Annotated in this window: 11 protein-coding genes; 5 read left to right on the top strand and 6 right to left on the bottom strand. The window is 71.3% G+C overall.

Annotated features, from left to right (window positions below; genetic code table 11):
• Positions 1 to 111: 111 nt before the first annotated feature.
• Positions 112 to 1,413: a type I phosphomannose isomerase catalytic subunit gene (locus FRANCCI3_RS03765; protein WP_011435201.1), complete on the bottom strand. Its 1,302-nt coding sequence runs from the start codon at positions 1,411 to 1,413 to the stop codon at positions 112 to 114.
• A gap of 70 nt (positions 1,414 to 1,483) precedes the next feature.
• On the bottom strand, positions 1,484 to 1,876 hold the full coding sequence (locus tag FRANCCI3_RS28920) for a metallopeptidase family protein (protein WP_035940918.1): 393 nt from the start codon (positions 1,874 to 1,876) through the stop codon (positions 1,484 to 1,486).
• A gap of 401 nt (positions 1,877 to 2,277) precedes the next feature.
• On the opposite strand from FRANCCI3_RS28920, the gene FRANCCI3_RS03775 reads away from it, so the two are divergent.
• The 4 genes from FRANCCI3_RS03775 (at position 2,278) to FRANCCI3_RS03790 (ending at position 5,595) form a co-directional block, all read left to right on the top strand.
• Positions 2,278 to 2,643 carry a DUF3499 domain-containing protein gene (locus FRANCCI3_RS03775; protein ID WP_035908204.1) on the top strand — a complete coding sequence of 122 codons (366 nt, stop codon included), beginning with the start codon at positions 2,278 to 2,280 and terminating at the stop codon, positions 2,641 to 2,643.
• A 232-nt stretch (positions 2,644 to 2,875) separates the two neighbouring features.
• Positions 2,876 to 4,234 (top strand): phosphomannomutase/phosphoglucomutase, encoded by a 1,359-nt coding sequence (locus FRANCCI3_RS03780; RefSeq protein WP_011435204.1) that lies wholly within the window; start codon positions 2,876 to 2,878, stop codon positions 4,232 to 4,234.
• Positions 4,234 to 4,431 (top strand): Trm112 family protein, encoded by a 198-nt coding sequence (locus FRANCCI3_RS03785; RefSeq protein WP_011435205.1) that lies wholly within the window; start codon positions 4,234 to 4,236, stop codon positions 4,429 to 4,431. The genes FRANCCI3_RS03780 and FRANCCI3_RS03785 overlap by 1 nt, the downstream gene beginning before the upstream one ends.
• 15 nt (positions 4,432 to 4,446) lie before the next feature.
• Entirely contained in the window at positions 4,447 to 5,595 is a 1,149-nt protein-coding gene (locus tag FRANCCI3_RS03790; protein ID WP_011435206.1) for an SIS domain-containing protein, read from the top strand.
• A 36-nt stretch (positions 5,596 to 5,631) separates the two neighbouring features.
• Here the strand turns inward: FRANCCI3_RS03790 and FRANCCI3_RS03795 are convergent, their stop codons facing one another.
• Positions 5,632 to 7,875 carry a transglycosylase domain-containing protein gene (locus FRANCCI3_RS03795; protein WP_148214902.1) on the bottom strand — a complete coding sequence of 748 codons (2,244 nt, stop codon included), beginning with the start codon at positions 7,873 to 7,875 and terminating at the stop codon, positions 5,632 to 5,634.
• A 754-nt stretch (positions 7,876 to 8,629) separates the two neighbouring features.
• Positions 8,630 to 9,652 (bottom strand): RDD family protein, encoded by a 1,023-nt coding sequence (locus FRANCCI3_RS03800; protein ID WP_011435208.1) that lies wholly within the window; start codon positions 9,650 to 9,652, stop codon positions 8,630 to 8,632.
• 167 nt (positions 9,653 to 9,819) lie between these two features.
• On the opposite strand from FRANCCI3_RS03800, the gene FRANCCI3_RS03805 reads away from it, so the two are divergent.
• A complete protein-coding gene (locus tag FRANCCI3_RS03805; protein ID WP_011435209.1) occupies positions 9,820 to 10,830 on the top strand; it encodes a stage II sporulation protein M in 1,011 nt (336 codons plus the stop codon).
• A gap of 30 nt (positions 10,831 to 10,860) precedes the next feature.
• Here the strand turns inward: FRANCCI3_RS03805 and FRANCCI3_RS03810 are convergent, their stop codons facing one another.
• Together FRANCCI3_RS03810 and FRANCCI3_RS03815 are read right to left on the bottom strand one after the other, a co-directional pair.
• Positions 10,861 to 11,736, bottom strand: a complete 876-nt coding sequence (locus tag FRANCCI3_RS03810; protein WP_011435210.1) for an ABC transporter substrate-binding protein — start codon at positions 11,734 to 11,736, stop codon at positions 10,861 to 10,863.
• Positions 11,737 to 12,047: 311 nt separating this feature from the next.
• Positions 12,048 to 13,343, bottom strand: coding sequence for a DUF58 domain-containing protein (locus FRANCCI3_RS03815; protein WP_011435211.1), 1,296 nt, complete (start codon positions 13,341 to 13,343; stop codon positions 12,048 to 12,050).
• Between the last annotated feature and the right edge of the window lies 1 nt (position 13,344).

The raw sequence follows: 13,344 nt of genomic DNA on the forward strand, positions 1-13,344 counted from the left end.
CCTCGTGGCGGGCCGGGCACCGGTCGGCGTCCTCCCAGGACGTGCGGGAGGTTCGTGACGTTTCCGGTCTTCCGGGCCGTCAGCACCCCGCCCTGTCGGTGGCGTCGCCCGTCAGCGGCCGGAAGCGGCGAGAAAGACCCGACCGGTGCCGGTGAGGGTCAACGCGGCGGATCCGGCCAGCAGGGCGGACCGGCCCCCGCGCAACTCCACCGGGGCGACGGTCGTCCCGTCGTCGGCGGTGCCGGTCACCCGGACCGCACCCTCGATGGCCAGCAGCAGCATGGGCCGTCCCACGTCCAGGGCACCCCCGGTGCAGATCGCCTCGGTGAGGGCGAAGTCCCCGACGGGGACATCCCAGCCGCGGAGCAGACCACCGGAGGAGACCGCGAGGGTACGGGGCATGAGGATCGGTGCCGCGCTCGGAGTGGGATCGAGGATGCGTAGGAGCTCGTCGACATCGATGTGCTTGGGGGTGAGCCCGCCGCGCAGCACGTTGTCCGAGGCCGCCATGATCTCGATACCCAGGCCGGAGACGTAGGCGTGGAGCAGCCGCGCGGGCTGGAAGAGCCCCTCCCCGGGGCGCAGGGTGACGTCGTTCAGCAACAGGGCGGCCGCGATCCCGACGTCGCCCGGGTGCGCGGCCGCGAGCAGACCGATCAGATCGGCCGCCCGCGCGACGTCATCGGCTTCGGCGCCGTCCACCGCGGCCCCGTCCGTCGCCGTGTCGTCCGTTTCGGCGCTGGGCGGCCCCGGCGCCGTCGGCGCTGCCGCGCCGTACGGGCCGGCGGCGAGCCGGCGGGCCGTCGCTACGAGGCCGCGAACGAGGTCACGGGCGGGTTCGCGCGGCATGGTCAGCAGGGAGCGGAGCACCTGTGCGGCGCCGCCCGAGGGATCGTCGGCCAGTGGTCGGAAGGCGGCGGTGAGGGCCGGTGAGCCCAGCCGGGCGACGATGGCGAGGGTCCGGCCGGGATCACGCATGCCGGCGAGAGCCCGAAACGGGGACAGCGCGACGATCAGTTCGGGCTTGTGATTCCGGTCACGGTAACGTCGACGTGGATCGCCCAAGCCGAGACCGGCCGCGTCGTCCGCGTCGAAGCCGGCCCGGGCCTGCGCCAGGTCCGGGTGCACCTGCAGCGACAGCGCCTTCTCGGCGGCCAGCACCTTGAGCAGAAACGGCAGCTGACCGACGAGGTCGGTGGCCGGACGGCGGATGCCGTCGTCCTCGGCGAGGGCCGTCGCCACCGGATGGGTGCCGAGCCACAGCTCCGCGACCGGCTCACCGGTCGCGGCCGCCCCGAGCAGGTTCGGAATCGCGGTTGGGGACCCCCAGGCGTACGACTGCGCCTGACCGTGCAGTGGCAGGACCCGGGCGCCGGATGCCGTCGCCCGAGCGGGCTCGTTCCTGGTGGTCACGGTCTCCCTCGTGGTGGGTGTCCTGCGGCCGGCCAGCCACCGCGGCTCGGCTGTTCCTCGCTGTTGCTCGCTATTCCTCGTCGCCCCAGCCGTGGCCCTCCGGGTCGATCACGGCGGGGTCGACCCCCATCATCTCAGCCATCTCGTGGATGATCGCATCGAGGACGAGCTCGGCCAGGTCCTCGCTGTCGACGGCCCGCGCCTCGATCGGGCGGCGGTAGACGACGATGCGTCGCGGGGTTCCCGACCGACCCTTGCCGCCGGCCGGCTGGTAATGGGCGAGCGGGATCTCGTCATCGGTCACCGCCACCGGCGGTACGTCCTCGACGGCGAACTCGACGTCCGCGAGCTCAGTGGACCACCGGTGGTCGAGATGCTCGACGGCGTCCAAGACGAGATCGTCGAAGCGGTCGCCGCGGGTGGCGTAGGCGGGCACGTCCGGCGGAAGGAGAGTGCCCCGGATGCCACGGCCGCGCCGGTCGCGCCGGCGCCGTGGCGGGATCGGCCGGGCGACTGCCGGGAACCGCTCGGGCTCGGTCACCCTGTCAGCGTAGCGTTCAAGGATGGACGGTCGTCCGTCGATCGCGGTGAACTCCGCGCCGCTTCCGGCATCGCTCGGAGTGGTGCGCCGATCCGTGGGCGCGGCAACGACGGTTCCGGTCACATCCCTGCGCTCCATCCCCCATCGCTACCAGCTCGAGGACGGTCCATGATCTCAAAATCGCTCTGGATACGTGCTGAACGAGGGATATTGTATGCGGGCCGCGATGGCATGGTCGACGCCGCGTGACGATTAGTCGTCGCGCCACGCGACACGACCCGAGGTGGTGGCCGTCGTCCGTTCCGGGGGCTACCGTCCGGAACGTGAAGCCTCGGCGCTGCTCCCGCTCGGCCTGTTCCGCAGCCGCGGTCGCCACGCTCACGTACGCCTACGCGGAATCCACGGCGGTATTGGGCCCGCTCTCCCCGTACGTCGAACCACACTCCTACGATCTGTGCGGCACCCACGCGGATCGGCTCACCGTGCCGCTTGGCTGGGCTGTGGTCCGGCTCGAGGCCGAGGCACCCCGTGAGGGGGGTCGTGAGGTGGCCGGGGACGATCTGGAGGCCCTCGCGGACGCCGTGCGTGAGGCGTCCCGGCGGGGAGGGCCGGAGCCCCCGCAGGGTCCGCAGGCCCCACCCCCGGGTGGCCGGCGGGGTCACCTGCGGGCCGTTCCCAGCCCGTCCTGATCCGGAGCGCTCCCACCTCTTGGCCGTCCCGGTCAGGTGGTCGTCCCGATCTTCCGTTTGTCCTGGTACCGGTGGTTCGGCGAGTGGTTCGGCGCGAGTTCGCCCGGACGCGGTTCCAGCGGTGTCGGACCCGGCGGATAAGGTCAACCGAGCCGGTCGCAGTAGTGGCCGCGCGGCCGGGAGGCACCATTCACCCGGTGCCGGGGGACACCAGGGAGAAGGGTTGGAAGGGATGCGTGACCTCTCGCGGATCTTCAAGGCGTACGACGTGCGTGGCGTGGTGCCGGCGGAGTTCGACGCCGACGTCGCCCGAGCCACCGGAGCCGCCTTCGTGCGGCTGCTCGGCGCCCCGCGGATCGTGACCGCGCACGACATGCGGGAGTCGTCGGTCCCGCTCGCCGAGGCCTTCGCGGAAGGGGCGGCCAGCCAGGGCGCGGACGTGATCGCCGCCGGGCTGGGATCCACCGATCTGCTCTACTTCGCCGCCGGTTCGCTGAACATTCCGGGTGCGATGTTCACCGCGTCGCACAACCCGGCGAAGTACAACGGCATGAAGCTCTGCCGGGCCGGCGCGGCACCCATCGGCCAGGAGACCGGGCTCGCCGACATCCGCGCGATGATCGAGGCGGGCATTCCCGCCGGTCCCGGTCGTCGCGGCACCGTGGCTCGGCGGGACCTGCTGGACTCCTACGTGCGTCATCTGCGCACCTTGGTCGACTTGGCGCAGATCCGGCCGCTGACGGTCGCCGTGGACGCGGGCAACGGCATGGGCGGGCTGACCGTCCCGGCCACCTTCACCGGGCTGCCGCTGACAGTGATCCCGCTCTACTTCGAGCTGGACGGCTCCTTCCCGAACCACGAGGCGAACCCGATCGAGCCGGCGAACCTGCGGGACCTGCAGGCCGCCGTCCGCAGCTCCGGAGCCGACATCGGCCTGGCCTTCGACGGCGACGCCGACCGCTGCTTCGTCGTCGACGAGCGGGGGGAGATCGTCTCTCCGTCGACCATCACCGCCCTGGTGGCCGATCGCGAGCTGGCCCGGGAGCCGGGGGGCACGATCATCCACAACGTCATCGTCAGCCGGGCGGTCCCCGAGCTGGTCACCGAGCGCGGGGGGGTCCCGGTCCGGACCCGCGTGGGCCACTCGTTCATCAAGGCCGAGATGGCCCGTACCGGCGCGGTTTTCGGTGGCGAGCATTCCGGTCACTTCTACTTCCGCGACTTCTGGCGAGCGGACTCCGGCATGCTCGCCGCGCTCCATGTGCTCGCCGCGTTGGGCAGCCAGGACCGGCCGCTGTCCGAGCTGCTCGGGGGGTACGCCCGTTACAGCGCGTCCGGTGAGATCAATTCCGAGATCGCGGACGCCGCGGCGGCGATGAACGTGATCGAGAAGGCGTACGCGCCGGACGCTGCCGACGTGGACCACCTGGACGGGTTGACGATCTCCTTCTCGGACGGATCCTGGTTCAACCTCCGCCCGTCCAACACCGAGCCGCTGTTGCGGCTCAATGTGGAGGGGCCCGACGACGCCACGATGCACCGGCTGCGCGACGAGATCCTCGCTCGGATCCGGAGCGGAAGGGAAGCCTGATGAGTCTCGACCCGCTGCTGTTGGAGATCCTTGTCTGCCCGTGCAGCAAGCACGGTGAGCTGCGGCCCGACGAGCTGAGCGGCGCCCCCGTGCTGGTGTGCCTCGCCTGCGACCTGGCGTTCCCGGTGCGGGACGACATCCCGGTGATGCTGCTCGACGAGGCGATCCCGTTCTCCGGCGCGTCGGCGTCGAACTGACGCCGCGGCCTCGACGTGTATCTCGACGAGGCGATCCTCGACGACACCGCCCGGATCGACGCCGGTCACGCCGGCGGTCTCCTGCCGCACATCGCCTCCGCCGCCCGCCAGGTCCGTCGCGGTGCCACCCTCGCCCAGGAGGCCGGGGTCGGTCGCCTCGCCGCCGACGGACGGCCCCGGGCGGTCGTCGTGGTGGGTGTGGGCGGCGCGGCGCTGGCCGCCGAGGTGCTCGCCGCCGTCGCCGGGCCGGCCAGCCCGGTGCCCGTCATCGGTCACCACACCTACGGCCTTCCGGGCTGGGTGGGGGTGGCCGACATCGTCCTCGCGGTGTCGGCGTCCGGTGCCTCCGCGGAGACCTGTTCGGCGGTGGAGGAGGCGAACCGGCGCGGCGCGCGGGTGGCCGTGGTCGCCCCTGCCGACACCCCCCTGGCCTACCTGGCCGGGGTGGCCGGTGCGCCCCTCGTCGTGACTTCGGCGGAGCGGCCCGCTCGTGCCGTCCTGTGGTCGTTGTCGCTGCCACTGATCATCGTCGCCCGGGCCCTGGGTATCGCGCGGGTGGCGGACGAGGCGATCGAGGCGGCCGCCGTCCGCCTCGAGGACGTCGCGACCCGTTGCCGTTCGTCCAGCGAGTCGTTCGTCAATCCGGCGAAGACGCTCGCGCTCGAGCTGGCCGGTACGTTGCCGCTCATCTGGGGAACCTCACCGGTGACGAACGTGGTGGCCGAACGTGCCGTCACCCAGCTCGCGACGAGCGCGAAGTATCCGGCCATCGCCGGGGCGCTGCCGCATCCCGCCCGCCACCAGGTCGCGCTGTTCGACGGTGCCTTCGGGGCGGGTCTCGCGGCGGCTGGCGACCCGGCGCGCGACGACCTCGACGACTTCTTCCGCGACCGCGCCGAGGAGGACGAGTCGATCCGGCTCCGCCTGGTCCTGCTGCGCGATCCCGACGTCGAACGTCCGGATGTCGCCCGGCAGGCCGAGGCGGCGGTGGCGGTGGCGGCCGAGCGAGGCGTCGGCGTCACCGAACTGCGCGCCGACGGCGGCGGGCCGTTGGAACGGCTCGCCTCACTCATCGGCCTGTTCGACTACACGGCCGTTTATCTCGCCTTGGCGCTCGGGGTCGATCCCGTGCAGGTACCCGCCGCCCATGACCTCAGGCGCTGACAGACCTCAGGCGCTGACAGACCGCCGGAAGGCGGGCTAGTGGGCGGCAGGCTGATCCCCTCTGCCGGATCCCGGTTCGGCGCCGTTCTGGGGTTGCTGCGGCTGTCCCTGGTTCTGCCCGCTCTGGTCCGTGCCGGGCTGGCCGAGCGGGGTGCCGCCTCCCTGCGGCTGCCCGCCCGTGCCAGGGAAGATCTGCTGACCCAGGTTCTGCAACAGGTCGCCGAGGCCCTGACCGGGTGCCGGCGCTGGCGGGGTGTTCTGCAGACCTCCCTTGATGCCGCGCGCGACGGTCGGATCGGCACCGGGCAACGGGACTACCGGCTGGTTGGCTAGGGCGGCCCGCATCGACTTGCTCCAGATGATCGCGGGCAGGTCGCCGCCGAAGACACGGGGCCAGGTCCGGCCGTCGGCGACGACGCCCCGCAGCGGGTGGCTCTCCGCTCCCATGGGATCGCCGACGGCTACCGCTGCGGTGATCTGCGGGGTAAAGCCGACATACCAGGCGGCCGAGAACTCGTCGGTGGTGCCGGTCTTGCCCGCCGAGGGGCGGTCGATGGCCGCCTTGGTCCCGGTCCCGTGGAGCGGGACGCCGGCGAGCACGCTGGTCACGGTGTCGGCGACACCCTTGGCGAGTACCTGTTCGCACTGCGGCGGCTGGGCGATGTCGATCGGGTCGTGGCTGGAGTCGACGGCCCCGGTGGCGAAGCGGGGCGTGCAGCGCACCCCGCCGCCGGCGATCGTCGCGTAGGCGTCGGCCATCTGCAACGGGGAAACGTACATGTACTGGCCGCCACCGATGGCGGTGGCCCCGTCGGTGGAGCCGATCTTGTCCGCCTTCGGCGGTGTGACGCCCAGGCGTTTGGCCATCTCCAGGACCGCCGGGATGCCGGTCTTCTCCGCGAGCTGCACGTAGAAGGTGTTCACCGAGTCCCAGGTGCCCTTGGGGATGTCGTAGATGCCGGCCTCGGCGGGATCGGAGTTCGAGAAACCCCTGGGGCAGTCGCCCTCACCGCGGTCCAACGGGAACTTCTTGCTCTCGTAGCAGGCCGGGGAGTAGAAGGCCGTCGAGGTGCCGTAGCCCTGTTCGAGCGCGGCGGCGAGCACGAAGGTCTTGAACGTCGACCCGGGCTGGAAGGTGGCGTTGGTCGGCAGCGGCACCACCGTCTGGTTGGCTGCTGTGTTCGAGCCGTACACCCGGTTCACTGCCATGGCGAGGATGTTGCCGGTACCGGGCTGGATGACGACCTCGGTCGCCGACACCCGGTTGCTCGGCGATATGGTCGAGTTGACGGCGTCCTGCGCCGCCTGCTGCACCAGTGGGTCGAGAGTGGTCCTGATGACCAGGCCGCCCTCGTAGATGCGTCGGTTGCGTTCCTCCAGGGTGGAACCGAGCGCCGGGCTCGCCCGCAGCTGGGAGCGCACGTAGTCGCAGAAGAACGGCGCCGACGACGTCTCGCAGGAGTCCGCGGCTGGCGGCGGGGCTTTCACGACGTTCAGCGGCAGCTGCTTCGCCGCCTCCGCCTGGGTGGTAGAGACATACCCCTCGGCGGCCATCTTGTCCAGCACGGTGTTGCGCCGGGCCAGCGCGGCCTCCGGGTGAGCTGCGGGGTTGTACCGGGACGGACTCTGCACGAGCCCGGCTAGCAGCGCCGCCTGTTCGAGGGTGACCTGGGAGATGGGCACCCCGAAGTAGTGCTCGGCGGCGGTGCCGATCCCGTACGCGCCGTCACCGAAATACGCGATGTTGAGGTAGCGCTCCAGGATTTCGTCCTTGGAGAACCGCTTCTCGATGTCCAGGGCGTACCGGAGTTCCTGGATCTTGCGGTCCAGGGAGTCTCCGGCCACGACCTCTCGCTCCCGCGTGGTGCGGGCGTTCTGCAGCAGCACGTTCTTGACGTACTGCTGAGTCAGCGTCGAACCGCCCTGAGCGACTCCGCCGGCCTCGCTGTTGCGCAGCGCGGCGCGGAAGACGCCCTGTGGGTCGACGCCGCCGTGCTTGTAGAAGCGGGCGTCCTCGATCGAGACGATCGCCTCGCGCATGATCTTCGGGATCTCGTTGCCGGGCACGACGATGCGGTTCTCGGCGCCGCGCAACGTGGCAATCACTGATCCGTCGGCGGCCAGAATCGTCGAACTCTGCGGCAACGGAGGCGTGACGAGCTCGCCGGGCAGCCCGAGGAAGTGGTCCGCGCTTTCCTTGGCGAACAGGCCGACCGCACCGACGAACGGCAGGGACAACAACGCGACGACCAGCCCCAGAACGATCGCCGTCAGCCCCATCTTCTTCAGGACCCGACGCCGGTTCACGGGCGGACGGGGGTTGAGCGGCCTACCCGCTCCACCGGCCCCGGCCGCGCCGGCTGCGGCCGGACCGTCGCCCGTGCCGCCGGGGGAGCGACGCGCGGAAGCGCCGTCGTCCGCATAGGTGACGCCGCTCGCCACGTTGCCCGGCCTGGCGGATCGGGATGGCCTGGCGGATCGGGGCGATGCGGCGGATCGGGGCGATGCGGCGGATCGGGGCGATGCGGCGGATCGGGGCGGGGCGGGGGCACGTTCCGGCGCGACGGCGCGCGACGGGACACCCGGCCGGGCCGGCTTGCTCGGGTCGGCCGGCTTGCTCGCGCGCGGGGGCGGGGTGGCTTGAGATGGAGTGCTCGACTCCCGTCCGACAGACGTCAACGTCACCCCCTCCGTGGACCGGCGCAAGGGCCGGAGTCTTCCTGGGACCTGTCCAGCATGCGTGAGCCGGCACTTGGTCGCTCACCGGCATCACCGCCTCGAACCCGGTGCGACGTGGCAGCGGGTGCGCGCCGGGTTCGAGGCGGTTGGTGCGGACGGTCTGATTCCTAGGTAACGCTAGACGAGCGTTTCACCGGCGGACCAGCCGCCACGTCCGGTGTGTGCGGTACGCCCCACATTGTTTAGCAGACGTTAAGGAAGTGTGGATCTGATGGTGCGTGTCCCGGCTGGTCCGGGCGGGTGCGGCCGGATGATGGGCTGGCTGCCTGCCGGGGACCGGTGAGGGCGGCGGGGGTTACCGGCCCGGCGGGGGTTGCGGGGCCGTGGGGTAGGGGGGTGGCGGGGATTGGTCTTGGGCCGTCGGGTACTGGGCCGTCGGGTACTGGGCCGTCGGGTACTGGGCCGTCGGGTACTGGGCCGTCGGGTACTGGGCCGTCGGGTACTGGGCCGTCGGGTACTGGGCCGTCGGGTACGGGGAGAAGACGGGAGAGGGTATCGATCTCGGCCGGTTCGCCGTCAGCCGATGGTAGGCACGCCGGGTTCGCTCGGCCAACACGGCGGACAGGTAGGCCCAGCCCGGCGTGCCGGGCGGCGGCGGTGGTGTCACGACGGCCCGCACCTGCCGGACCAGCCCGCTGCCGAGGCGTTCGAGGGCTTGCGGGGACAGCTCGTGCGCCCGGCCGAGGAACTGGCGGGCACGCAGGGCCAGAGCATCATCCAACCCGGTGAGGTCGAGGGTGGCGGCCCAGCCGACGAGCTGGGGCGGGACGGACGGCGGCGCTCCGCCAGGGCGCGGCACGCTGGCCTGCAGGACGACCGTGCCGGCGAAGACGTCCCCCAGCCGCTTCGCGTGTTTCGACACCAGCATGCTGATCACCGCGGGCAGGCCCAGTAGCAGTCCGGGACGTTCGACGACCGCCCCGACCAGACCCCGGGCGAACGCGTGCCGGAAGTGGATGGGACCTCCGTCGTCGCGGACGACACGCAGCCCCATGGCCATCTTGCCGAGGGTCCGCCCGCGCGTCAGCGTCTCGCAGGTGACCGGATACCCGAGCACGACGCCGACGTAGACCAGCAGGAATACCGCGGCGATCAGGGCGTCGTTGTCGGGCCGCACGATCAGCAGGGCCGCGGCGCCGACCGCGTAGAGGATGTAGAGCTGGATGAGCAGGTCGAGCAGGCCGGCGATCAGACGGGAGCCCAGCCGAGCCACCCGCAGTTCGATGGTGATCGCTTCACCTGTGACGATCGCCTCACCCGTGAGGACACCCGTGCCGGCGAGACCGGCGGATCCCTTTCCCGTGACGACCTGGTTCATCTGGGCCCCCCGGGACCTCGATGGGTATCCGGACATCACCTTATGGCTTACGCCGCCCGGTTCGATCCTCCTCGCCGGGTGGTGCCGCCGACGGCGGTGAGGACGGTTCGGACGCGTGCGGCTCGAGGTCTGGGAGGATCTCGACGGGCTGGGAGGATGAGACCGCCATGGATCTCGATGCGTACGTCGCCGTGCACCGTCCGGAATGGGTCCGGCTTGGTCGGCTCGTCGACAAGGCCGGCCGGCCGCGGCGGATGGCACCGGACGAGCTCGACGAACTGGTCGAGTTGTACCAGCGCACGGCTACCCACCTCTCGGTCATCCGCAGCCGGTCGTACGACACGACCCTGGTCGACGATCTGACGAACCTGGTGGCGCGAGGCCGGGCGGCGGTGGGCGGCGCACCCGACCCCGGCTGGCATGTCGTCGGCCGTTTCTTCGCGGTGACGTTTCCGGTGGCCGTGTACGAACGCCGATGGTGGGCTGTCGCGACGGCGCTCGGTTCCCTGCTCGTCGCGCTGGCCGTCGGTCTGTGGGTCGTGCACGACGCCGAGGTGCAGGCGAACCTGCGTGCGCCGGACGCGGTCGCGGATCTGTGCCGCCACGACTTCGCGTCCTACTACACCGAGAATCCGGCCTCGTCCTTCGCCAGCCAGGTGTGGACGAACAACGCCTGGGTGGCCGCGCAGGCGGTGGTCTCCGGGGTGCTGCTGGGTCTCCCGACCCTGCTGGTCATGTTGCTGAACGCGCTGAATCTCGGCGTCGTCGGCGGATACATGTCCAGCTGTGGGGAGAGCGGGCAGTTCTTCGGCCTGATCCTCCCGCACGGCCTGCTGGAGCTCACGGTCGTGTTCGTCGCGGGCGGGGTCGGGCTGCGTCTCGGTTGGACGATCATTGCGCCGGGTCCGCGCAGGCGGGTGGAGGCCTTGGCCGCCGAGGGGCGCGCGGCGGTGGCCATCACGATGGGGATGGCGCTCGTGCTGGCCGCCTCCGGGCTGATCGAGGCGTTCGTGACCCCGTCGGGGTTGCCCACGGCGATCCGGATCGGGATCGGCGCGGTAGCGTTCGGCGGCTTCATCGCCTACGTCCGGCTGTATGGCGGCCGGGCGGCCGCGGCCGGAGAGACCGGTGACATCGACACCGGACGCGGCGGCGCCGACCTGCTCCCGGTGGCCTGAGCGCGGGTACACCGACTACCCGGCACCATCTCATGGGTGGCGAGCACCATCGGTTTTCAGAACGGGGGCTCCGGCCGTGGTTGAAAGCCACTGCTCGGTGATCCTCCTGAGCTCGCCGCTGGCGGTCAGTTCCGCCAGCGCGGCGTTGACGTTGCGCACCAGCGGATTACCCTTCTCGAACAGCAGGCCGAACTGCTCGGGCTCGCCGGTCGAGGGAAACTGACCGATGATGACGGAATTCTCGATCTCGGTGGCGGTCAGTTTGAACGCGGTGGGCAGGTCGACGACGATCCCGTCGATCGGGCCGTTCTCCAACGCGGTCTCGGCCTCGTTGGTGTCGTTGAAGACGGCCGGCTGCGCTGCCGGTTTCACCTGCTTGTTGATGGCGGTCAGACTCGTCGTGCCGATCGCGGCGCCGAGCTTGGCGTTCTTCAGCCCGGCGAGAGTCGTCACGTGCGCGATACGTGAGGATCTGAGCGCCACGACGGCCTGCGCGACGTCGTAGTAGCCGCTGCTGAAGTCGACTGCCTGCCGCCGTTCCGGCGTGATCGAGATCTCGTTGATGTCGAAGTCGAAGTTCTTCGCGCCGGGTGCGAACGAACTGTTGAACGGCACGTTCATCCAGTGCACCTGCGCCGCGGTGAAACCGAGTTTCGCGGCGACGGCGTAGGCGACTGCGCTCTCGAATCCCTGGCCGCTCTCCGGTCTGCCGTCGGCGAACCACGGCTCATATGCCGGTGAGCCGGTGGCGATGGTCAGCTGGCCGGGCTTGACCAGGTGAAGGGAGGCCGACCCGGTGGTGCCCGACGAGCCCGGGGTCGAACCACCCGACGACGCGCAGGACGCGAGTGCCAGTACCGCCGCGACCACCAGCGCGAGAGCGGCAGGCCGCCGTGGGCGTTGCATGGAAGACCTCCTGAGATGCCCCACCCTCGCGGATGGGCGCCGGAGCGCGGACTCTCGGGTCGCGCCGGCCTCGGGCCGGGCGGTGGGAGGGGCATGGTGTGCCTCGGCCGGCCAAGAACCGCGGAAACCGGCCTCCTGGACAAGGGCGCGACGCGGTCGGTGCGATGTCCCGTGACGCCGCCTTGGCAGCGGCCATCCCCGGACCATGCTGGTCAGAGTACCGTCTACCGCCACGGAACCATCCGGGGACACCGGCCGGCCCGGCCGGCACCTCGCGAAATCACCTTCGATGATTTCGCTGAGATAGTCGTCTAGAGCCGGCCGAGGGATTTCAAGGTGAGGTAGATGTCGGTGACGGCCGCCGCGTAGCCGCTCGGCGGTGCGTCCACCACCTCGACCCCGCGGCGGCGCAGCGTCTCGGTGAGCTCCCGTCGCCGCAGCAGAGTCTGTTCGGCCGCCGCGGCCGCGTACACCTCACGGACGTCACCTCGGCCGGTCGTCATCTCGTCCACGCGCGGGTCGCGCAGCGCCGCGACCACGACAGTGTGCCGCGCGGCCAGCGTCGGCAGAGCCGGGAGCAGCCCCTCCTCGATCACCGCTGGTACCAGGTCGGTGAACAGGACGACCAGGGACCGCCGCGAAGTCCCGCGCAGCACCGTCGACACGATTCCGCCATGATCGGCCTCGATCAGGGCCGGTTCCAGGATGGCCATCGCGTCGCTCATCCGGGCGAGCAACCCGTGATCGTGCCCGCCTGGCAGGGTGATCCGAGGAACGCTGTCGTGCGCCACGAGACCCACCTGGTCACCCGCGCGTAGCGCCACCGCGGTGAGCAGCAGCGCGGCGTCGAGCGCGTGGTCCAGTCGGGGGGTATCGCCGATTCGCCCGGCCGAGGTCCGACCCGTGTCGAGTACGCAGACGACCCTGCGGTCACGCTCCGGTCGGAAGGTACGGACGACGACGGTCCCGCGCCGGGCGGTACCCCGCCAGTCGATCAGCCGAACGTCGTCGCCGATCACATAGTCCCGCAGGCTGTCGAACTCGCAGCCGGCGCCCGCGCCGCGGATGGCGACCTCGCCCTCGACCTCCCGCAGCCGCGCGAGAGCGGCCGGCAGATGGCGGCGTGACGTGAACGGCGGCAGCACTCGGACCCGCCATGCGCAGTGATGCCGTCCCTGCCGGCCGGCGAGGCCGAGTGGCCCCAGCGAACGGATCGTGATGCGGAACGGCTCCCGGTCGCCGCGCCGGGTCGGATGCAGCGTCGTCTCCAGGAAGCGCCGCTCCCCCGCCGGAACGGTGACCCGGTGCTCCCGCGGCCGGGACCCCGAGGACGGCGGCCAGGCGTCGCGGATGTGGGCACGCACCGTGCGGGTGCCGCCGTTCGTGACGCCGAGCACCAGCGGAACGGGCTGACCCAGCCGCCCGGCGGTCGGTCCGGAGCGGCTGAACTCCAGCGTGCGGACCCCACCCGCCAGGGCGAGGTCGAGGGCGACCAAGCCCACCACCACCAGGTCGACCAGCACGAGGGTCAGGCCCGGGGCGGGGGACAGGACGACGACCAGCGCCCCGAACAGGGCCAGTGCGACGGTACGGCCGGTGATCGCCACC

Origin of the sequence: Frankia casuarinae, from assembly GCF_000013345.1 — a bacterium.
Taxonomy (GTDB): Bacteria; Actinomycetota; Actinomycetes; order Frankiales; family Frankiaceae; genus Frankia; species Frankia casuarinae.

Bases quoted from the DNA above. Each gene is read 5' to 3' on its own strand.
- FRANCCI3_RS03810 (WP_011435210.1), bottom strand. From the start codon at position 11,736: ATGCAACGCCCACGGCGGCCTGCCGCTCTCGCGCTGGTGGTCGCGGCG.
- FRANCCI3_RS03800 (WP_011435208.1), bottom strand. From the start codon at position 9,652: ATGAACCAGGTCGTCACGGGAAAGGGATCCGCCGGTCTCGCCGGCACG.
- FRANCCI3_RS03785 (WP_011435205.1), top strand. From the start codon at position 4,234: ATGAGTCTCGACCCGCTGCTGTTGGAGATCCTTGTCTGCCCGTGCAGC.
- FRANCCI3_RS03805 (WP_011435209.1), top strand. From the start codon at position 9,820: ATGGATCTCGATGCGTACGTCGCCGTGCACCGTCCGGAATGGGTCCGG.
- FRANCCI3_RS03780 (WP_011435204.1), top strand. From the start codon at position 2,876: ATGCGTGACCTCTCGCGGATCTTCAAGGCGTACGACGTGCGTGGCGTG.
- FRANCCI3_RS03795 (WP_148214902.1), bottom strand. From the start codon at position 7,875: ATGGGGCTGACGGCGATCGTTCTGGGGCTGGTCGTCGCGTTGTTGTCC.